The following is a 21,154-nucleotide window of genomic DNA, read 5'->3' as shown; positions in this document are numbered from 1 at the left end:
CATTCGATTGATCGCGAATGTATAAGTAGAAGTACGGGAGTTGCCATCCTGCTGAACTGAACGGTTTCACAATCATCTACTTTCAACTGCGAAGTTGAAGGGCAGAATTGTTGAAAACGGGCTGTTCAAAAATCGGCATCCTTCGTTTCGGCCCCGGGGTAAGCATTCAGTTCAGTTCGAATGCCCACCTCTTTCACGGCACCCGGGATATCTGCCAAACGAATGGAAAGTTGCAGAAATGCATCGACCACTGTGTAAATAGAAGTGTCGAAATCATGCGCCGACCGAATGTTGTGATTTGCCTGATCACATTGCTTCTTGTCTTGCCGGATTCCCAAACTTCGATAGCGGGAACTCCGGATTCGGAAGTCAGTTATTACCGCCAGATTCGCCCTGTTCTTCAGGCACATTGTGAAGGGTGTCATCAGCCGGCGAAACGCTCTGGAGACTATGTTCTGACATCGGTTGCTCAACTGCTTCGAAACGGAGAAAGCGGCGAATCATCGGTTGTGTCTGGCAAGCCTGAGGAGAGTGCATTGCTGGCAATGGTCACTCCTGTGGATGGAAAGGCCAAGATGCCACCGAATGGCCCACCGCTTTCCAATCCTGAGATTGAGCTGATTCGGAAGTGGATTGCCGAAGGAGCGAAGGACGATTCGCCGCCATCAGCGTCTCCCGTTGTCGATCAAAACAATCCTCCGATTTATCACCGCGCCCCTTCAATCACGTCGATCGATTACTCTCCAGATGGAAAGTTTCTTGCTGTCGCCGGCTTCCATGAAGCAATCATCCTTCCTGCAGAACTCCCAGCGGAAGGAGACTCGCAACCGATTGCACGCCTTGTTGGACTGTCCGAGAAGATCGAATCGGTTGCATTCTCTCCGGATAGTCAAAAGCTGGCAGTTGCAGGGGGGCAGCCATTTCAGAATGGAGAGATTCAGATCTGGAATGTTCCGACCCAGAAGCTGGAACAGTCAATCTCGACGACGTTTGACACTGTTTATGGAGTCGCCTGGTCCCCGGATGGAAAGTCGGTCTCTGTTGGTTGCTCTGATACGGCCGTTCGTGGATTCGAGGTCGAAACTGGTAAGCAGTTCTTCTTCAACGGTGCCCATGATGATTGGCCACTCGATACGGTCTTCTCAACAGACGGTTCTTTGCTGATTTCTGTTGGTCGAGATATGTCGACGAAGCTGTATCACGTTTCGACAGAACGATTCATCGACAATGTCACGTCGATCACCCCGGGAGCGTTGAAAGGCGGGATTTCTGCTGTTGCCAAGCACCCCACTCGCGATGAGATTCTTGTCGGAGGTTCAGATGGAATTCCTCGAATCTACCGCATGGAGCGAGTCACCAAACGGGTGATCGGGGATGATGCCAATCTGATCCGTAAGTTTCCTTCAATGCCTGGGCGAATCACGGCAGTGGCCTATTCTCCGGATGGAAAGTCGATCGCGTGTCTCTCCAGTCATAACGGAACCGGTCACGTTTCTCTCTTTGATTCGGACTTCCCGTATGAGATGCCGGAAGAGATCAAGAAGATCGTAGAGAAAGTTGTTGGGACGCAGTCGCCTGAAGAGGTGCAAAAGCTCAATGCCTACGTCACTGCCGACGTTAAGCAACGTGCTTCAGTTTCTTTCCCAACGGGTCTTTTTGCATTGTCATATCGCCCTGACGGGAAGCAGATTGCTGTCACGGGAGGGGACGGTCTCATTCGTCTGTTGAATCCCGAGAATGCGGGAACGATTCGGGCATTTCATCCGATTACGATTACGCCTTTACAGCAGGACGAAACAGAACAACTTGCACAGCCATTACGAGTCGTCAGTCAGGATCGTCGCACTGGTGACGAGAAGCTGCCGGTTGATGCTCAGGTGGTCCGGATTGAAGTTTCCCCTGCTTCGATTGAGTTGAAGAGTCCATTCGAGAATGTGCAACTGCTCGTGACTGGAATCCTTTCCACGAATGATCGAATTGATCTGACGCGTCTGGCCTCGATTGAACTCCCAGGGGACAGTGCCGGAGTCAATGACTTTGGACGAGTCTACGGGCGTCATAATGGAAGCGCTGCTCTGGCAATTTCTTTCAAAGACTTCAAGACAACAGTGCCGATCAGTGTTGCGGGAATTCAATCGGATACACCTGTCAATTTTATTCGAGATGTGAACCCTGTTCTGACACGAATCGGGTGCAATCAGGGAACATGTCACGGGGCGAATGATGGCAAAAACGGATTCAAACTGTCGCTTCGGGGCTATGATCCGTTGTTCGATGTGCGTTCGCTGACCGACGATCTCAAAGGGCGACGGGTCACGGTTGCTGCTCCGGACAAGAGTTTGATGCTGCTGAAAGCCAGTGGATCAGTTCCACATGTGGGCGGGCAGCTGACAGTGCCGGGTGACGCTTATTATGAAGTGATTCGACGTTGGGTGGAGCAGGGAGCCGAACTCAAGTTCGATGTCGAACGCGTGACTGGGATTTCGATTGAACCTCAGAACCCTGTTGTTCAACTGGTTGGTGCAAAGCAGCAACTGCGAGTGATCGCGACCTACTCCAATGGGCGAACTCGTGATGTCACCTCCGAGTCATTTCTGGAAAGCGGGAACACGGATGTCGCCGAGAGCAATCGTGCGGCGATCGTTACTGCCGTTCGTCGAGGAGAAGCTCCGATTCTTGCCCGATTTGAAGGGCAGTATGCTGCGACCACATTGACGGTGATGGGGGATCGTTCCGGGTTTGCCTGGCAGGCTCCAGAAAGCTGGGGACGGGTTGACGACATTGTGGCAATGAAGTGGGAGCGGATGAAAATCTCTCCCTCTGATCTCAGTGCAGATGAAGTCTTTCTGCGTCGTGTCTATCTGGACCTGACGGGACTTCCACCGAGTGCTGATGAAGTGGTGGCCTTCATCGAAGATTCACGACCGACGCGTGTTAAACGGGACGAAGTGATTTCGCGATTGATCGGTTCCGATGCCTACGTTCAATTCTGGACCAACAAATGGGCGGACATGTTGCAGGTGAATAGCAAGTTTTTGGGGACCGAAGGGGCAGTCAATTTCAGAAACTGGATTCATCAGAATGTGAAGAGTAATCGTCCTTACAACGAATTTTGCTATGACATTCTGACTGCCACCGGCTCGACTCGTGAGAACCCTGCTGCTTCCTACTACAAGATTCTCAGAGAACCGGAAGCAATTATGGAGAACACAACGCACCTGTTTCTGGGTGTGCGATTCAATTGCAATAAATGTCATGACCATCCGTTTGAACGATGGACTCAGGACCAGTACTACGAGACGGCTGCATTCTTTTCCCAGGTTGGCTTGAAGCGTGATTCCAAGAACCCGGACGGAAATCTGGGAGGGACTGCTGTTGAATTTGCCAAGCCGCTATGGGAAGAAGTTTTCGATAAGCCAGATGGTGACATGATTCATGTTCGTACCGGCGGAGTGACGAATGCTCTTGTTCCCTACAATAGAGATCTTTCCGCTCAGTTCAAAGCGAATGATGAAAAGCTGACTCGACGCCAGCAGCTTGCGAAGTGGATGGTCTCCGCTGAGAACGAGTATTTCGCTCGCGGATACGTCAATCGAGTCTGGGGTTATCTGATGGGGGCCGGTCTTATCGAGCCGCTCGATGACATTCGCGCAGGCAATCCTCCTACGAATCCTGAGTTGCTTGATTATCTGACCGCAACTTTTATTGAGTCTGGATTTGACGTCCAACAATTGATGACCACGATCTGCAAAAGTCGGGTCTACCAGTTAGAAATCGCGACGAACAAGTGGAACGCAGACGACCGCCAGAACTACTCCCACGCCTTGCCGAAGCGACTTCCGGCCGAGGTCCTTTATGACGCGGTCTATACAGTTACCGGGGCAAAAATGCAGATCCCTGGTGTTCCAGAGGGCACCAGAGCAGCCGCGTTGCCTGACGTCAAAATCAATCTGGCCGATGGCTTTCTTGACAACCTTGGCCGCCCTGTCCGCGAGTCGTCATGTGAATGCGAACGCTCTGCGGATCTGCAACTTGGCCCCATCATGGCGCTCATGAATGGGCCGACAGTCAGCGATGCCATTTCTCAGCCAGGGAATCAGCTCGAAAAGCTGGCTGGAAGTGAGATAGAGATGACCAGGCTGATTGATCAGGTGTTCCTGCGTGTGCTGAATCGACATTCCACGCAGAATGAAATTCAAGCGACACTCGCGTTGATGTCTGAGTTGACCAGTGAGCAAAGCAAACTGGTGGCAGAGAGAGATGCTTATCGCGAGAAGATTCGACCTCAACGCGAGGCAAATGAACAGAAGCGAATTCAGGCGATTGCTGAGACTGAACAGCGACTTGCCGCATACAAGTTGGAGATTCAGCCGCGGATTGAAGTTGAAGAAGCCGCTCGACAGCAGCGGATCTTGGAGGCGCGCGCGAAAGTGGATGCTCGACTGCAGACGAGTCCTCAACGGGTTGGCGAATGGGAGGCGACGTTGAAGGAGTCGTTTACTCCTTGGACGTCATTGGTGTTCAGTGAAATGAAGTCGTCGGTCGGCTCGACGTTTCAACAGGCTCCGGACCAGTCGGTTCTGGTTGCCGGACCTAACGGGAAGGGGAACTATGAACTCACAGCGAAGATCCCAGTTTCTCAGTTGGCAGGATTGAAGATTGAAGCCATGACCGACGGTGCTCTTCCCAATAAGGGGCCGGGGCGCTCTTCCGGGGGGAATTATGTGCTCACGGAACTGACCGTTCAAATCTGGGCAGAAGCGACACCTGACCAGAAGACGAATTTGAAATTGCAGAATGCGAAGGCAGACTTCAGCCAGAATGGGTATTCCGTCGCGTCTGCAATTGATGGAAAAGTCGCTCCCAATGGGAACGGTTGGGCAGTTTCGCCTGAAGTCGGAAAAGACCATCAGGCAACCTTCGAGATTGCAGAACCAGACCTGATTGCGAAGACGATTGAAGGGGACGCCATCATTCATCTGACGCTGGATCAGCAGTATCAGGATGGAACCCATTCTCTCGGGAAGTTTCGAATCTCGGTGACAAACCAGAGCGGAGCACTCAACTTTGGCCTCCCAGCGCAGATTGTGGATGCATTGAAGACGAAGCCAGAAGAGCGGACTGCAGAGCAGAAGGCCGTTCTCGCCGATCACGTGAATAAGACAGACAAAGAGTTGGCCGATTTGAGAGCCGCACTCGCTGCGACTGAACAGCCATTGCCAACGGATCCCGGCATTGTGGAATGGCAAAATCGTCTTGATGATCACAAGAAGCCATTGGCTGCTGACCCACAGTTGGAGCGTTTCGAACGTGCTGTCGCTTTGGGGGAAAACCAACTGAAGAATATTCGGTTGACGACAGTTCAGGATCTGACGTGGGCTCTCGTGAACAGCCCTGCATTCCTGTTTAACCATTAGTCCGCAGCCGTCTGTGGTTTCGCTCACCAGCGTAACTCAGATCGCTTTCATACATCCGTTCAGAAGAGACAGCTTGTCACAAAGGACAATCCGATGATCATTCGCGTTCCCGGACAACCTGGCAATGATCTGTGCGACAAACAACTGCAGCCAACGCGCCGTGATATTCTGCGTGTCGGCGGAAGTGGAATGCTTGGACTTTCGTTGGGCGGAATGTTGCAACTGCAGGCGAGTCACGCCAGCGAGGGGAAATCCCGGGCTGCGACAGCCAAAAGCATCATCATGGTTTATTTGCAGGGGGGACCAAGTCACCTCGATTTGTGGGATCCCAAGGAGAATGTTCCCGAGAACGTGAAGTCGGTTTTCAGCAACATCCCGACATCGCTACCGGGAATCCACTTCACCGAACTCCTTCCGAAGCTTGCTCAAGTCATCGACAAAACAACTCTGATTCGGTCGATGAGCTACACGCCAAACGGGTTGTTCAACCACACTGCTGCGATTTATCAGATGATGACCGGATACACGACTGATAAGGTGAGTCCGTCTGGTCAGCTGGAACCGCCCAGCCCGAAGGATTTTCCAAACTTCGGGTCAAACCTGATTCGATTGAGACCACCGCAAGAACCGATGTTGCCGTTCGTCATGCTGCCTCGTCCATTGCAGGAGAGCAATGTTGTTGGGAAAGGCGGGACAGCCGGATTCCTCGGAAAAGCATTTGATCCTTACACGCTCTATCCGCCCGGCGATGACATGGATATGAACAAGATGGATCGTATCAATGTCTCCGACCTGGAGATGCGAGCTGACATCTATGGCGAGCGGATGGAGCGTCGGGCAAGGCTGCTGGATGCGGTGAACGCAGGAATGCCGGACATCGATCGCGCGGTTAAAGACTACAAACTCAACGAGTACTATGATCAGGCGTTGTCTTTGATTTCGTCAGGACGAGCGCGAGATGCGTTCGCAATTGAGCAGGAGTCTCAAGAGACTCGCGAGAGGTATGGGCGAAATACCTTTGGTCAAAGTTTATTACTCGCACGCCGTCTGATTGAAGCAGGGACGCGCGTTGTGGAAGTGATCTGGCCGAAAGTGGCGAACAGCGATAACCATTCATGGGACGTTCACGTTGGTTTGCCGGATCGGATGAAACGGCAATCGGCTCCGATGCTTGATAGCGGTCTGTCAGCGTTGATCGTCGATCTGGAAGAACGTGGATTACTTGAGGAAACGTTGGTTGTCGCGATCGGAGAATTCGGCCGCAGTCCTCAACGGGGAGTCAGCACATCCGGAAATGGAAACAGTGCAGATGGACGCGACCACTGGCCGTACTGCTACTCTGCCGTTGTCGCCGGCGGCGGGATGAAACGCGGATATGTTCACGGCAAGAGCGATAAGACAGCATCAGCTCCAGTGGAGAACCCGGTTCACCCGAGCGAGTTGCTCGCGACGATCTACGAAGCATTCGGAATTGCACCAGACACGATTGTTTATAACCATCTGAACCAACCCCGAGAGTTGGTGAAGGCCAATGCGGTCTCGGCGTTGTTCGCTTAGATTCGTGATTTCGAGCAAACATGTCCGGTCTGGACTGACGAGAATTCAATAATCGACCATCAGGGGATCAGTGTCTTCTGATGGTCGATTGCATTTCAGGATGGAAGCGATGGGATCGAAAGACTTTGGCGTGATCGAGAATGATTACGCATTTTTCATGGAGCATGCCACTGAAGCTGAAAGTGACGTTGCTGTCTATGCGTCGAGCCTTGCGGAATACTCCTCAAGACGTGAGCTTGTTCGACTTCTTGATTTCGGTTGCGGCACCGGAGATTTTTCGGACCGTCTGCTTTCCACGCTGAACTTTGCTCCGGAGTTGTTGCAAATTTCGCTGTTTGAACCAGTGTCACATCAACTTGCTCAGGCGGCGAAACGACTGGCGCGGTTGAGTCGAGAACCGGTCACGTGTCTCAATAACCTGGGGGCGATTGATAAGGGACATTTCGATCTCATCATCTCTAATCATGTGCTGTATTATGTGGACGATCTGGACTCGGTGCTTCGCACACTCTTGCTGGGCCTGAAGTCTGGAGGACGGATGCAACTCGCCATCGCAGGATGGGAAAACACGCTGTTGCAGATCTGGAAGACAGGTTTTGCCATGCTGGGCAAGCCAGTTCCGTATTACGCGGCGGAAGATGTCGAACACTTTCTGTCACAACATCAAGTTGCATTCGAGAAGCGAACTTCACCGTATCAATTGCGTTTTCCAAATTCGCAAGAAAATCGCCTCAGGATTCTTCGCTTCCTGTTCGGTGAGCATCTGTCGGCCATGGACGTAGAGCGACTCCAGGCGGAGTTTGAACCGTTCGTGAATGATGGCCATGTTGAGATTCAGACTTCCAGCGATCATTTTGTCATTGATGGTCGCTGACAGAAGCGAGTTCTCTCTCAGGGGGCAGACATGTCAATCCTGTGGATCTGATGACAGGTCGGAGTCGGCTGATGGCTTGGTTTTCGCATCTGCTTGCCGTGCAGGTAGTGGAGCAAATGAGGTTGGACTGCTAAACTGATACCGTCAGCAAAATGTCGCGATTTGCTGGCAAATTCTTCAGATTTCGGTTCAATTTCAGGAGGAATTTGTGCGAGTACCTACTTGCATTTTGCGATGCTGCGCTCTGTTGTTGGCTCTGGCTGCTTTGGCTACTTCATCGTTTGCTGATCCTGTGCCGGCGAAAAAGCCTGGCGAACAGTTTATGGAGAATCCTCCAGAGGTCGCGCAGCGGGAATTGACTGTTACCGCCACGGTGGAGGGAAAAGACCTGAATGGCGTCGTCTTTGCACACGGCGGTGCAAAGTTTGGATACGCTCTCTGGTTCTCCAACGGTCACCCGGTCTTCTCCGTCCGCAACTCAGGGCGTCTGACCGAGCTGAAGGCGACTCATGCGTATCAGGGAAAACTCGATCTCGTTGTGAAGCTGCTTCGAAGCAAGTCGCAACTTTTCGTGAATGGCGATCTCGCTTTTGAACAGAACGCTGGCGTACTTGTGGCTGGTCAGCCTGCCGCTGGCTTCTCTGTCGGGCAGAGCGTCGGCAAAACCGTTGGCAGTTACGATTCTCCCAACCGGTTTAATGGAACGATTCTGGCGCTCGATGTTCAGACAAAGGAATTTAAACGGGAACTTCCCCCGATTGATCCAAATGTGAAGCGTCCGAATATCGTCGTGTTCCTCTCGGATGACCACACATTTCGAGATTCTTCTGTCTACGGTTCGCCGGATTTCAAAACTCCGAATATGGAACGTGTTGCTCAGGCGGGCATGACATTCAATCGTGCCTATGTCATGTCGTCGTCATGTGCTCCAAGTCGTGCCGCGTTACTGAGTGGGATGTACCCTCAACATAACGGGTCTGAAGCAAACCATTCTCGGGTTCACAGTAACGTTAAGAAACTCCCGACGTACTTCCATGAGCTTGGATACGAGGTCGTTTCGTTTGGAAAAGTCGGGCATTATGCTCAGACTCCAGAGTGGGACTTCGACACCGCGAGGCATCACGGATATCACGAAGACATCGCGATTCCAAAGGCGATCGAGTGGCTGGAAGCCCGAAAGAGCGAGCGACCACTTGTTCTGTTCGTTGGAACGAATTGGCCCCATGTTCCTTGGCCCAAAGACCGCGGTGGCCTGAATCCAGATGATCAGGTTGTCCCACCGAACCATGTTGATAGCAAAGTCACACGTGAACGTCGCGCTCAATACCATGCTGCTGTCAACAACATGGACAGGGATCTGGGGAGTGTCTTCGATGCGGTTCGCAAGAAGTTAGGAGACGACACATTCTTTCTTCACACGAGTGACCACGGGGCTCAGTGGCCGTTTGGAAAATGGAATCTCTACGAAGACGGAATTCGCACTCCATTGATCGTCAATTGGAAGGGACGTATCGCAGAAGGTGTCCGAACCGAAGCGATGGTCTCGTGGATTGATATTCTTCCGACACTCGTTGACGTTGCAGGCGGACCAGCTCCAACAAACATTGATGGTCGATCATTTCTCCCTGTTCTGTTGGGAAAATCACAGTCACACCGCGATCAGGTTTTCACGACTCATAGCGGAGACGGAAACAACAACGTCTATCCGATTCGTGCAGTGACGACGGGTGACGGATGGAAGTACATTCGCAACATCCATCCAGAATTTCGCTACACAAGCCATGTGACAACAGTTCAGGCCGATACTGGATATTGGTCGGATTGGGTACAGACTGCGAAGAACAATCCAGACGCGCTCGCCAAAGTGTTGCGCTACCAGCAACGTCCTGCCGAGGAGTTGTATCGACTGTCGGATGATCCGTATGAACAGAAGAATCTGTCTGCTGACCCGGCGAATCTGGAACGGCTCGCGAAGTTGCGCGGCACGTTGGACCAGTGGATCAAAGAGACCGGTGACAAACTCACAGTCTTTGGAACTCCGAAGCTCCTTTCATCTACGAAACGCCTGAATGTGATTACGGTGTTCGTTGATGACATGGGATGGTCAGATCTCTCCTGCTTTGGCGGGAAAGACGTGAAGACCCCTCACATCGACCAACTGGCAGCAGAGGGAATGCGATTCAACCGGTTCTACGTCGCCTCCCCGATTTGTTCACCGTCGCGGGTTGCTCTTTCAACAGGACAGTACCCTCAACGGTGGCAGATCACATCGTTTCTTTCGAATCGCAAGCAGAATCAGGAACGTGGTGTTGCTCAGTGGCTTGATCCCTCCGCCCCGATGATTGCGAGGGAACTTCAGAAGGCGGGGTATGCAACAGGACATTTTGGTAAATGGCACATGGGTGGCCAACGCGATGTTGGTGAAGCTCCGCTGATTTCTGAGTACGGATTTCAGGCGAGTCTGACGAACTTCGAAGGGCTTGGTCCACGAATTCTGCCATTGAAAGATGCTTATGATGGCCGCCCAGCACAAAAGCATGCACTCGGTTCAGACACTCTGGGCCGCGGGGAAATTGAATGGGCAGAACGATCAGTCGTGACGTCATTGTTTGTGAAGGGGGCGATCGATTTTATTGATGCTGCCCAACAGGAGAAGACGCCGTTCTACGTCAATCTCTGGCCAGACGATGTTCACAGTCCATTCTTTCCATCGAAGGCAGCACGTGAAGCGAATGGGACATCCAAGCGTGAACTGTATTGTTCGGTACTGGCAGAGATGGACAAGCAACTCGGCGTTCTGTTTGACCGCATTCGAAACGACAAGGAACTTCGGGACAACACGATTATTCTCTTCGCTTCTGACAACGGCCCTGAATCAGGTGCCGGTACTTCCAACGGATTGCGCGGACAAAAAGGATGGCTCTATGAAGGGGGAGTTCGCTCTCCGCTCATTGTCTGGGCGCCGGGGATGATCGAGGCATCGGCGGTGAATCAGGTGAATACGGAATCGGCTCTCTCCACGCTCGATCTGAATCGCTCTCTCTATGTATTGACGGGAACGCAGCTTCCTGAAGGACAACAGCTCGACGGGGAAGATGTGACGTCGACTCTACTTGGAAAATCGAAGGCAGGAAGGGTTGCTCCGCAGATGTGGCGTCGACCACCGGACCGAGCGGGCAACAAGGAAGAGAAGAACCCTGACCTTGCCATTCGGGATGCGAACTGGAAGTTCTATGTGAACTACGATGGAAGTTCACAGCAGCTTTATGACCTTGCGCAGGATCAGACAGAAACCAAAAATCTGGCTGCAGACCATCCCGAAGTTTCGCAAAAACTGGCAAAGCTGGTACTCGATTGGAACGAGACGCTGACACCTGATAACGGGGATCCTCGCTTCCAGAAGAACTAATAAAACGGACTTTGGTGTGCTCGTTCAAGAGAATTTCAGCTGAAGTTGTTCGTACAATTTGATTGCTAAATGAGATGGGGGCATGTGGATTCACTTGCCCCTTTTTGTTTGTATGTCCTTTTCTGAATTCCATTGCCACTTTTTATGTTTTTCATGGTTGATAGGTGGGCGACTAAAGCATCGATCTGCTCTAATGCGATGCCATGATACGGAGGGGGAAACTGATTCCATTTCCTTCCAATTCCGGGGAGGCAACGTGATGTTCAGGAGAGAGACGATGCAGCGTTTGATTGGTCAGGTAATGACTCTGCTCGCAGGCTTGAGCTTGGGGACAGCACTCCTTCATGCGGACGATGCCTCCAAGGCATCCGCTTCCCGAACGCCTGTAAACAACATTGGGGATCGTCGCGAACTCTTTGTTGATGACGCGCTGATCGAGCAACTGAAATCAGCGGAACTCAAGCCGCATTACCCTGAAGCTCGCGAAGTCATCCTGACATGTGACGCCCCGTGGGAAGGGAATATCTCTGCGTATTACACGTTCATCCAAGATGATGATCGTATTCGTGTCTATTATCGGGGATCGCACTTCACCGGAAAAATTGCACATGAAGTTGTCTGTTATGCCGAGAGCAAAGACGGCATCCATTGGATAAAGCCCAAGCTTGGGATCTTTGAATTCAATGGTTCGAAACAGAATAACATTGTCTGGCTGGACCCGAACTGGTCAAGTAAGAAAAACGATCACGTCACCCATAACTTCACTCCGTTTAAAGATCTGAACCCCAATTGTCCGGCGAATGCGAAATACAAAGCACTTGCAGGTGAGAAGTCTGGACTGAAGGCGTTTCAGTCCCCGGACGGAATTCACTGGACTCTCGTTCGGCCTGAACCAGTCCTGACGGACGGCTATTTTGATTCGCAGAATCTTGCCTTTTGGGACCCGAATCGAAAGTGCTATGTCAGTTATTTCCGTGACTTCCGTGGTCCTAAGAAAATTCGCGACATTAAGGTCTCAACAAGCGATGATTTTCTGAATTGGTCGAAAGTGAGTTACTTGAAATATAATGACGTTCCTGAAGAACAGTTGTATACAAACGCCATTCGCACTTACTTCCGCGCACCTCACTTGTACGTCGGTTTTCCAACTCGTTATCAGGCCAAGACTGAACAGGTCGAACCGATTCTCATGACGAGTCGTGACGGGCTGAACTTCAGTCGCTGGTCGGAACCGTTGATTCCGATTACAGCCCCGAAGGATCGTGATGGGAACCGAAGTAATTACATGGCCCATGGGTTGATTCAAGTTCCCGGTCAGGATCGTGAGATTTCGGTCTTTGGAACGGAAGCCTATTATGCTGGCCCGGGAAGTCGTGTGCGTCGATTCACATTCAGGACGGATGGCTTTGTGTCAGTTCACTCCGGTGATGCAGGTGAGATGGTGACGAAACCGTTGCAATTCAGCGGCAAGAAACTCACGTTGAATTATGCGGTTGCTAAACAGGGGAGCTTGAAAGTCGAAATTCAGGATGCCAAAGGGGCAGCAATCCCCGGCTTCACCGCTGCCGACTCTGTTGCCCTGACAGGGGATGAAATCGATGGCACAGTCAAGTGGGCATCCGGGGCTGATGTTTCCAGTCTTGCTGGGCAGCCAATTCGACTGCGATTCCTATTGAACAAGGCTGATCTCTATTCCATGAAGTTCAACAACTGAATCATGGTCTCCTGTGTTTCAACTTGATTGCCTGCCATAGTGGTCGCTGCATACGATGTCACCAGATTCAGGGAATGATCACCGTCTGTCTGGCGGTGGTCACTTGAAATCCTGAGCTGGGGGATGGCTTCACTCCTGGAATCGTGGCAGATTGCAATTTCGTTTGGCTGGCATTGAGTTCAGCCAGCATTGAATGGATCAGTTGGAATGCAAGTTCTCGTTACCGGAGGAGGCGGATTTCTCGGCAGATATCTCGTTGAGAGACTTCAGGCCAGAGGAGATCAGGTCCGGATCCTTGCGCGGGGGGCATACCCTGAATTGCAACAGGCTCAGGTGGATGTTCGTCAAGGCAACCTCGCGAATTCATCTGATGTCGACCGTGCCGTTCAGGGGGTGGAAGCCGTCTTCCATGTTGCTGCTGTCCCCGGGATTTGGGGATCATGGGACCATTATTTCCAGACGAACACTGTCGGAACGCAGAACATCATTGCTGCGTGTCAGAAATTCGGCGTGAAGCGGCTCGTCTACACGAGTTCTCCCAGTGTTGTTTATGACGGGCGCCCGCATTTGGATGCAGATGAGAGTTTGCCGTACCCCGAAAAGTATCTGTGCCATTATCCGCACTCAAAAGCGCTCGCAGAGAAGGCGGTGTTGCAGGCGAACACATTTGGTGGATTACAAACTGTCGCCCTACGCCCTCATCTGATCTGGGGGCCAAGAGACAACCATCTCATTCCCAGACTGATTCAGCGGGCTAAAGCAGGGCGACTGGTTCGGGTTGGAAACGGCCAGAACCTTGTCTCCATGTCGTACGTCGAGAACACTGCAGAAGCACATCTTCAAGCTCATGATGCCCTCGCATCCGGGGCACCCTGTGCCGGGAAAGCCTACTTCATCAACGAGCCAGAACCGGTCAAGATCTGGGACTGGGTGAATCAGATTCTGGCGCTGGGTGGCCTTGCACCAGTGAAGCGATCGATCCCGGCTTCCGTGGCGTGGGGAATTGGGGCAGTCTGTGAAGGCGTCTATACCGTGTTGCGGAAATCCGACGAACCGCCGATGACTCGATTCCTCGCTTCGCAACTCAGTCAGTCTCACACCTATTCTGTCCAGAATGCTCAGCAAGATTTTGGGTATTCACCACTGGTCGGGTATGAGGAAGCCATGCAGCGATTGGCTCCACTGGTGAAATCACTTGCCGACAAGTGACGCTTTCAGTCCCGATGTCGGCACCCTGGAACAGGAATTCTGGCAATCGAAGCCGCAAATCTGCCACATCGACAGTGAGCATCGTCACCAGTTTGTCAGCCAATTGCCGTTGAATTGTTTTTATCTCTTGTGGAGTAATGGGTTAGAGTTGTGGCGTGTGGCGTATTTGTGTGTCGGCGCAAAAATTGCACTTATTCCAGCGTCGGCTCTTTCGATAGTGCCTCGCAGTTTTTGAAGCGCAGTTCGGTGATTCACTGAAATGACTAACTGGTAGCGCTTTCTCAAGCTGCATTCATTCAAGATTGATATTGGGCATAACGGGGATCGGGGAAATCCATGGCTATCTTTCGTTGGGGAAATCCGCTTCACGCGTTACCCGATCTGGAACGGGAGATGGATCGTTGGATGAAGAGCGTGGAGGTCGCAATTGAAGGCCTACGCCTGGGACGTCCGTTCCCGGCGTTGAACGTCTTCGTGACCCCGGATGCTTATCAGATCACCGCAGAACTGCCCGGCTGTGATGTCAAAGATCTTGATATTCAGGTTGCCGAGGGAAAGTTGATCATCCGTGGGACCAGGTCTCCTCAAGCGGAGATCCCTGCCGATTCATTTCGACGTAGCGAACGGGCCAGTGGGAAATGGGAACGAACTGTGGCCCTGCCTGAACGGGTGGATGAATCCAAAATTCATGCCGAACTCACAAACGGCCTCCTTCAAGTTCATTTGCCCAAGCTGCCAGCCACCGCACCACGCCATATCAAGTTGAATAATACAAGTTCCTCACCGGATACTTCTTCCATCGCCGAGTAAGACCATGTCAGCCGATTCTCGACAGACTGATGATTTGCTGCAACGCTCTGGTGAACCTGCACCTGAACGTTGGATGCGAACTCCGCTCATCGATATTTTTGAGAATGAGCAAGGACTTGTCTTGCGCGCCGACCTGCCTGGTGTCACGGCAGAGGGGCTTGAGCTGCAAGTGCAGGACAACCGTCTCACGTTGTTTGGACGAGTGAATTCAACAGTTCCGGAAGGAGCTGAGTTGCTTCATCAGGAGTACCACATCGGGGACTTCCTGCGTTCATTTATTTTGAGCGACGACGTCGATCACGAGAATATTTCTGCAAAGCTTAACAATGGGGTTCTTGAGGTCGTCCTGCCAAGAATCCCGCGTGCGAAGCCGCGTAAAATTTCGATTCAAACTCAGTGATTTACGACACATTGATGCAGGCAATAAAAAAGCCCCGTCCATATACGGACGGGGCTTTTCTTTTATCTCATGTCAGTTTAATTCTGCTTCAGGTAACTCTTTTGCTGCCCCAGCAGGTTGGATTCGAACTGCATTCCCAAAACGTCCTCAGCAGACTTCTTGAGCTGAGAAAATCCTTGCTGAACGAAGACAAAGTCACAGCCGTGGAATGCAAGTTTGCAGCCCATTTCGAAATAGCTTTTCGCAATTTCCAGTGAACCGCAGGTTGCCGCCCAATTCTTGCCGGCGTTCTTGGCAGCCAGCGAAACTCGTTCAATTGCGGCACGAATGCTAGGGTGACCGAATTCCCCAGGGATGCCGGAAAGTACTGAAAAGTCAGCTGGCCCGAGCATGACCATGTCGACACCGGGAACAGCCAGAATCTTCTCAACCTCATTCAATGAGGATGGTTCTTCAATTTGAATAATGACGTAAGTGTTTTCGTTGGCTTCCTGCACATACTCTTTCATGGGAGTAAACAGGTAAGGAACGTCCGGCCCACTGCCGTCAAACCCTCGCTTGCCAATCGGGGCAAATTTCGCCCATTTCACGACTTCCGCTGCTTCTGCAGCTGAGTCGCAACGTGGATACATGATTCCGCTTGCGCCCAATTCAAGAAGTCGCCCGAGACGCATGAATTCGCCTTTGCCGGGACGAGCGATCACATCGGCACCTCCGACGCGAGCTGCGCGAATCAGGTTCCCTGCGGTTTCAACGCTGGCAGAGTGGTGTTCCAGATCGAGCCAGATCGCCTGAAAGCCCATCAGGCTGATCATCTCGAAGATTCCGCCTTCAGAATACTGCAACGCGACGCCCAGCGTGGGGCTTCCATTACGCAAGTTCTGCACAACCCGACTCGGACGAATGATCATTTGGAGGACTCCGCCAGAGAGATGCCTGGCCTGTGAACTTTTCTACTTGATCGAACTCACACTGAATTGACAGACATCGAGAACGTTTCGAGGTAAGTGTGGCCTCTGACAGCTTTCGATGAGCGTTGTGCTGCTCGTAGATTCACGCGCAAGTGAATTTAGATAAAGAGTGGTTTCCCAATTTCTCAAATGCAGAAAAGTTTGGGTATGAAGAGACTTGTCGCGGAGAATCGCGGTCCGACCACTCGCTTGGCGCACGCAGAGGAGTGCGCATAAAAAAGCCCGAGGAACAGAAGGCTATCTCCCGGCACACCTGGTAACGCGCTGCTAAAGGCTGCTCGGTTTCCCGCCTGACCTGGTTCACATGGTTCCACCGTGCGGGAGATAGCCTTCCATCTCCCGGGGAAACTCAGTGTAGGGGATCACTCTTCAGGTTTCAAAGCAGATGCGTCCAATTCTGAACTCTTGCTAAAGTGAGTTGATCGACTTTTCGGGTCGTTCCGCTGATGGCATGCATTTTCAAACGACGGCATTCCCGTAGAGCAGGGAAGTTTTGGGGAGCAAATACACTTAAAGTCCTGCGATTTTCCCTGATCGGCCCAACCGTCACAACCGTGTTATTCTGACTGAGATGCACGCCACGCACGTTTTACTGTTCCCTGCAGGCGTAACATAACTTCGATTCGATCTTTCTGGCGATGCGAACCGAAACAGAAGACGACGTGTTCCCGTAAGACGCACTTCCTGAATTCGCAAAGGTCCAGATTCGACTCGGATTGGGAGAGTCAGGGATCGAGGCCGAATAAGACGGGGGAGCTGGCGATAAAGTGCTTGATTCTGTTCTGAAAAGAACGAAGATCGAGAGTAGTTAGAGGTCGCAACGATTTTGCGGCTTCTGCGGAGCAGCGAATGGCGTGGCTACAGCAGTTATCAAATGATCAGCAGGCAGTTGTGATTTGCATGGGAGGCCTCCTTGCAGGGTGGGGAGTCCTTTCACTCAGTTTCTATACAAGTGGGATGAACCAACGTCGGGTTTCAACGACTGAGGCCAATCAAGAAGCGATGGCGAAGCAGCAGGAATCAAAGCAGGCCGCCTGAATAAAGAGTCTCAGGCAAACGTACCGGTAAATTGTGAGTTATGGTTTGAAAGAATCCACTGAAGTTTGCTCAGTGCAGATTCATGTGCGACTCAAAAATTGAAATTCATGGAATGTGCCCCTTGCCGTGGCCGCCGATTCGTTGAAACGAATCGTTTTAACCGGTGAAAGTGGGAGATTCCGCACCAAGAAACGTGATTTTGAAGTTGGAGAATGCCTCGAACAGTTGAACGTGATGCGGTCAACAGCTGAATATGGAGTTTCCAGTCATCATGATCGGTCTCTCGGCTTCAGTCCATTTGATTTCTCAGACGCCGTGAAGGCCGATCAACTTCAACCTGCAATCTCCGTCTCCTATCGACAGCGAAAGTGAAAGTATGCGTCTTGCACGTTCCCTTGCTGGTGCCGCACTGATCTTCGGATTCGGCTATCTCTGCGGCAATGGGCACCTTTCGCTGCGTTCAGTGACTGCTCAGGACGAAGCGAAAGATCCAGCAGGTGCGAAGATTCACGAATCGTACCGGCGTCTGGTTGATGCAAAAGAAGCGCTTGAGAGCAATAGCCGCTATGAAACGGTGACGGATGGTCTGAATGCCTTCCTGATCCTGAGCGGTGGCGGAAATGCAAAAACGGATCTGGAGTCTGGCCGCGGTGTCGACCCTGAAACGTTTGCCGCTCTCTATGCCGGTCGAGCTCTTCCGGAAATTCAGCCTTTGCTGAGCACGAACGAGCACGGGCAGATCATGTACAACAACGAAGTTGTTCGAATGTACTCGAAAGCACGGTTGCAACAGTCCTTTGCAGATCGTGTGAAGTACATTGAACGGGCAGAGTAATTCTGCATCTTCGACCGAAATGCGGATTGCATTGATTATGCAGTTCCGTAGTAAAGGGCAATGCGGGTGATACCGGAGAATGCCGGTAGTCTGCAGGGGAAGGGCAATCTTTCCCGGAATTTGATATAAACGAATTGATCGTCCCAGATAACATACGACCTGAATCCTCGGGAAATTGTGACTTTACCGCGACGGTAGAGCCCCGATTTTCCGGTGCTCACAATGGCTTCCAGTTCTGGAAGCGACGACGTAATCCCGGAGAACATGAAATGTTAAACCGATGGAAGTCTGCCCGCGCCTGGTTTCCGGCTGCTGTTGGCGGATTAATGATGGCAAATACCGTCTGGGGTGCCGACGTCGTTGTCCGGACGTATCAGTCGCCTGAAGGCTCGCAGATCGGTGCAGTGTCGCTCCCTTACGAGTTGACCCTGCCGGTTCATGACGCAGTGACACATGTTGTGCTGCTCGATACTTCTGCCAGCCAGGTTGGCGAACACCGCCAGATGGGGCTGCAAGTTCTCCAGAACTTCTTGAAGAAGCTGCCAGCGAACGATCGCGTCAGCGTGTTTGCATACGACGTCAATGTTTCGCCACTGACTGCGGAATTTGCGACACCGGCCAATGCACTGGCTGAAGTGAATGCAAACGCAGCCAAGCGTTTCCCTGCTGGAGCCTCTAATCTCTCGGCTGCACTGCAAACAGCTGAGAAACATCTGGAAGGCAAGCAGACCGGATCGATCCTGATTATCGGTGACGGCATGAGCGTCGCCCATATCTTCCAACCAGCAGAGCTAAAAGCTCTGACCTCAAGTCTTCGTGAGAAGCAGATCCCAGTGCACAGCTTTGCTGTAGGCTCAAGCACTGACCTGCGTCTCCTCGGAATTCTTGGCGAAGAGACTGGCGGCTTTGTGACCCACGACGATTGGGAAAACAAGGCACGTCCAGCGGAAGAGATCGCTCAGGTTCTGGCCGATGCAAGTCACCGTCAGGTCTTTTATCCGACAGCGGTCAGTGTCGATTCTAACTCCATTGAGCTGATGCCACAGCGTCCGCTCCCGATGCGAGCTGATCGTGAGACAGTCTATCTGCTCTCCGGTGCATTGAATGCCGGAACCAAAATTACGATTTCCGGAAAGGTCAATCAGGCCTCTGGAGACGTGACTTACACACTGCCACAGGCGGAACGTACGACTGGAAATACGTTCCTGTCACAGTTCTGGAATGATGGCAAAGCAACCGACGGGATTGCGATCGGATTTGCTGGCGACTGGATGGTGAACTACGCCCATCAGTCGTTCGAAGACTATGTTTCGCAGGTTTCGGCCGAAGGGGAAGCTGCTCTTTCGAAAGGCGCTTTCAAGAAGGCTGAACACCTCGGCACCATGTTGACAAGCCTTGATCCAGCAAGTGCTGATGGTGAGTCACTTGTTGCGAAATCGAAAATGGGAACGAAGGGGCTTCTCGCTCAGGCAGAAGAAGCTCCCAAGCCAACCCCAGCTCTGGAAACGCCTCCGGCACCAGCACCTGGTGTCGAGTCAGTTCTGAGCGGACGTGAACTGCCTCCTGCTGCTGGCAACATTGAAGGCTACGAATCTCTGGTTCAGGCCAAAGGTCAGAAGCTGCAACGTCAGGTTGAGCTGCAGATTCAAGAAGCGAATCGCATGGTTGATAACGCTCTTGGTGCTCAAGCCGAGGACTTGTTGAACCGCACTCGCGCCACAGTGAAATCTGCAACGGATATCTCTCCAGATCTGCGAGGCAATCTGCTTCGTTTGGTGAATAACAATCTGCAGGAAGTTCGTGCCCGTCGTGCTCAGTACGATGCAATTGCACAGGAACGACAGAAGCTTGCCGCAGAAGCAGAAGTTTCAGCTCGACTGATTGACTTCGCAACTGAACGTGATCTGCAACTCGTCCAGATGGTTGACCGTATTCGTGCCTTGATGGCCGAAGCTCAGCAAGGGGAACCGGAAGCTTATGAATCTGCTGAAGAGCAGGCTCGTATGATTCTCGATTCTTATCCTGGCTCGGCAATCGGGATCGCAGAGGTCTTCACGACGGAAGCCGCTGGCCAGGTTGATAAAGCAGCCCGACTTCGTGCTCTCCGATCGGATCGCTTGCTGGAAGTGTTGCATCAGGTTGAACTGGCACACGTTCCGTTCCCGGACAGCCCTGCAGTCCGCTATCCATCCGCTGAGGAATGGTGGGCGATCACTGAAATGCGCCAGAAATGGAAGTCGATGGACCTCCAGTTCAGCAGCAAGAACGAAGAGAAGATTCACGATGCTCTGAATCAGAATACGTCAGTTGAGTTCCCAGCGAACCCATTGTCTGACGTCGTTCAGTACATCTCACAGCAGCATGGTATTCCGATCATTATTGACACTCCTGCTCTTGAAGCAGAAGGTTTGACAGGCGAAGAAGAAATTTCTCTGGTCCTGTCAGGGATTAAGCTTCGCAGTGCATTGAAGCTCATGCTGGAAAAATTTGACCTGACCTATGTGATGCAGGACGAAGTCTTGAAGATCACCACCAAGGTCAAGGCTGACACCGAACTGCGTCCTCGTATCTATCCACTCGGCGAACTTGTTGACCTCGAACCACTCGGCGGCGGAATGATGGGTGGCGGCGGCGGCATGGGCGGTGGTATGGGTGGTGGAGGCATGGGCGGCGGCGGTATGGGTGGTGGCATGGGCGGCGGCGGCATGGGTGGTGGTATGGGCGGCGGCATGGGCGGCGGTATGGGTGGATTCAGCATCCCAGCCGAGCCTAAGAACGCTGTTCCAGCTGCTGGCGATGCCATTGACACTGTCAAAAAAAAACCAGTCCAATAGCATTTCAGCCTGATTCAGCGAAAGCTGCGCAGGTTGGGAAGAATAATGCAGGGCAGGCACCGACGAACCCTTCGTCGACGCCTGCC

General features: G+C 52.1%; 12 protein-coding genes and 1 other RNA gene. 11 read left to right on the top strand and 2 right to left on the bottom strand.

Annotated elements, in window-relative coordinates; all coding sequences use genetic code 11:
* Nucleotides 1-275 precede the first annotated feature (275 nt).
* The 8 genes from SH527x_RS06190 (at nucleotide 276) to SH527x_RS06155 (ending at nucleotide 15,390) form a co-directional block, all read left to right on the top strand.
* Nucleotides 276-5,417, top strand: coding sequence for a DUF1549 domain-containing protein (locus tag SH527x_RS06190; RefSeq protein ID WP_437193781.1), 5,142 nt, complete (start codon nucleotides 276-278; stop codon nucleotides 5,415-5,417).
* A gap of 96 nt (nucleotides 5,418-5,513) precedes the next feature.
* Nucleotides 5,514-6,974, top strand: coding sequence for a DUF1501 domain-containing protein (locus SH527x_RS06185; protein ID WP_437194592.1), 1,461 nt, complete (start codon nucleotides 5,514-5,516; stop codon nucleotides 6,972-6,974).
* Between the two features lie 109 nt (nucleotides 6,975-7,083).
* Nucleotides 7,084-7,848 carry a class I SAM-dependent methyltransferase gene (locus SH527x_RS06180; RefSeq protein ID WP_437193780.1) on the top strand — a complete coding sequence of 255 codons (765 nt, stop codon included), beginning with the start codon at nucleotides 7,084-7,086 and terminating at the stop codon, nucleotides 7,846-7,848.
* Nucleotides 7,849-8,056: 208 nt separating this feature from the next.
* Nucleotides 8,057-11,257, top strand: coding sequence for a sulfatase-like hydrolase/transferase (locus tag SH527x_RS06175; protein ID WP_437193779.1), 3,201 nt, complete (start codon nucleotides 8,057-8,059; stop codon nucleotides 11,255-11,257).
* Between the two features lie 277 nt (nucleotides 11,258-11,534).
* Nucleotides 11,535-12,971, top strand: coding sequence for a hypothetical protein (locus SH527x_RS06170; RefSeq protein WP_437193778.1), 1,437 nt, complete (start codon nucleotides 11,535-11,537; stop codon nucleotides 12,969-12,971).
* A 207-nt stretch (nucleotides 12,972-13,178) separates the two neighbouring features.
* Nucleotides 13,179-14,180 carry an NAD-dependent epimerase/dehydratase family protein gene (locus SH527x_RS06165; RefSeq protein WP_437193777.1) on the top strand — a complete coding sequence of 334 codons (1,002 nt, stop codon included), beginning with the start codon at nucleotides 13,179-13,181 and terminating at the stop codon, nucleotides 14,178-14,180.
* Between the two features lie 336 nt (nucleotides 14,181-14,516).
* Nucleotides 14,517-14,990, top strand: a complete 474-nt coding sequence (locus tag SH527x_RS06160; RefSeq protein ID WP_437193776.1) for an Hsp20/alpha crystallin family protein — start codon at nucleotides 14,517-14,519, stop codon at nucleotides 14,988-14,990.
* 4 nt (nucleotides 14,991-14,994) lie between these two features.
* Complete coding sequence (locus SH527x_RS06155) at nucleotides 14,995-15,390, top strand: Hsp20/alpha crystallin family protein (protein WP_437193775.1); 396 nt, start codon at nucleotides 14,995-14,997, stop codon at nucleotides 15,388-15,390.
* 77 nt (nucleotides 15,391-15,467) lie between these two features.
* On the opposite strand, the gene SH527x_RS06150 is transcribed toward SH527x_RS06155, so the two are convergent.
* Nucleotides 15,468-16,301, bottom strand: coding sequence for an HpcH/HpaI aldolase family protein (locus SH527x_RS06150; protein WP_437193774.1), 834 nt, complete (start codon nucleotides 16,299-16,301; stop codon nucleotides 15,468-15,470).
* A 292-nt stretch (nucleotides 16,302-16,593) separates the two neighbouring features.
* An RNA gene (gene ffs, locus SH527x_RS06145) (signal recognition particle sRNA small type) lies at nucleotides 16,594-16,691 on the bottom strand.
* A 519-nt stretch (nucleotides 16,692-17,210) separates the two neighbouring features.
* Between ffs and SH527x_RS06140 the strand changes: the two genes are divergently transcribed.
* From SH527x_RS06140 to SH527x_RS06130, 3 genes are all read left to right on the top strand, one after another.
* The gene (locus SH527x_RS06140) at nucleotides 17,211-17,399 is read left to right on the top strand and encodes a hypothetical protein (RefSeq protein WP_437193773.1); all 189 of its coding nucleotides are present in this window, start codon (nucleotides 17,211-17,213) and stop codon (nucleotides 17,397-17,399) included.
* A gap of 376 nt (nucleotides 17,400-17,775) precedes the next feature.
* Nucleotides 17,776-18,234, top strand: a complete 459-nt coding sequence (locus SH527x_RS06135) for a hypothetical protein (RefSeq protein ID WP_437193772.1) — start codon at nucleotides 17,776-17,778, stop codon at nucleotides 18,232-18,234.
* Nucleotides 18,235-18,503: 269 nt separating this feature from the next.
* The gene (locus SH527x_RS06130; protein ID WP_437193771.1) at nucleotides 18,504-21,068 is read left to right on the top strand and encodes a VWA domain-containing protein; all 2,565 of its coding nucleotides are present in this window, start codon (nucleotides 18,504-18,506) and stop codon (nucleotides 21,066-21,068) included.
* Nucleotides 21,069-21,154: the final 86 nt, after the last annotated feature.

This window comes from Planctomicrobium limosum (assembly GCF_051465645.1).
In the GTDB taxonomy this organism is placed as follows: domain Bacteria; phylum Planctomycetota; class Planctomycetia; order Planctomycetales; family Planctomycetaceae; genus Planctomicrobium.
Note: the sequence above shows the minus strand (reverse complement) of the source record. Positions and strands in the feature narration are given on the sequence as shown.

Excerpts from the sequence above, each read along its gene's own strand:
- SH527x_RS06135 (WP_437193772.1), top strand. The coding sequence starts at position 17,776 with ATGCGTCTTGCACGTTCCCTTGCTGGTGCCGCACTGATCTTCGGATTC.
- SH527x_RS06140 (WP_437193773.1), top strand. The coding sequence starts at position 17,211 with ATGGCGTGGCTACAGCAGTTATCAAATGATCAGCAGGCAGTTGTGATT.
- SH527x_RS06155 (WP_437193775.1), top strand. The coding sequence starts at position 14,995 with ATGTCAGCCGATTCTCGACAGACTGATGATTTGCTGCAACGCTCTGGT.
- SH527x_RS06180 (WP_437193780.1), top strand. The coding sequence starts at position 7,084 with ATGGGATCGAAAGACTTTGGCGTGATCGAGAATGATTACGCATTTTTC.
- SH527x_RS06170 (WP_437193778.1), top strand. The coding sequence starts at position 11,535 with ATGCAGCGTTTGATTGGTCAGGTAATGACTCTGCTCGCAGGCTTGAGC.
- SH527x_RS06150 (WP_437193774.1), bottom strand. The coding sequence starts at position 16,301 with ATGATCATTCGTCCGAGTCGGGTTGTGCAGAACTTGCGTAATGGAAGC.
- SH527x_RS06160 (WP_437193776.1), top strand. The coding sequence starts at position 14,517 with ATGGCTATCTTTCGTTGGGGAAATCCGCTTCACGCGTTACCCGATCTG.
- SH527x_RS06165 (WP_437193777.1), top strand. The coding sequence starts at position 13,179 with ATGCAAGTTCTCGTTACCGGAGGAGGCGGATTTCTCGGCAGATATCTC.
- SH527x_RS06190 (WP_437193781.1), top strand. The coding sequence starts at position 276 with ATGCGCCGACCGAATGTTGTGATTTGCCTGATCACATTGCTTCTTGTC.
- SH527x_RS06130 (WP_437193771.1), top strand. The coding sequence starts at position 18,504 with ATGTTAAACCGATGGAAGTCTGCCCGCGCCTGGTTTCCGGCTGCTGTT.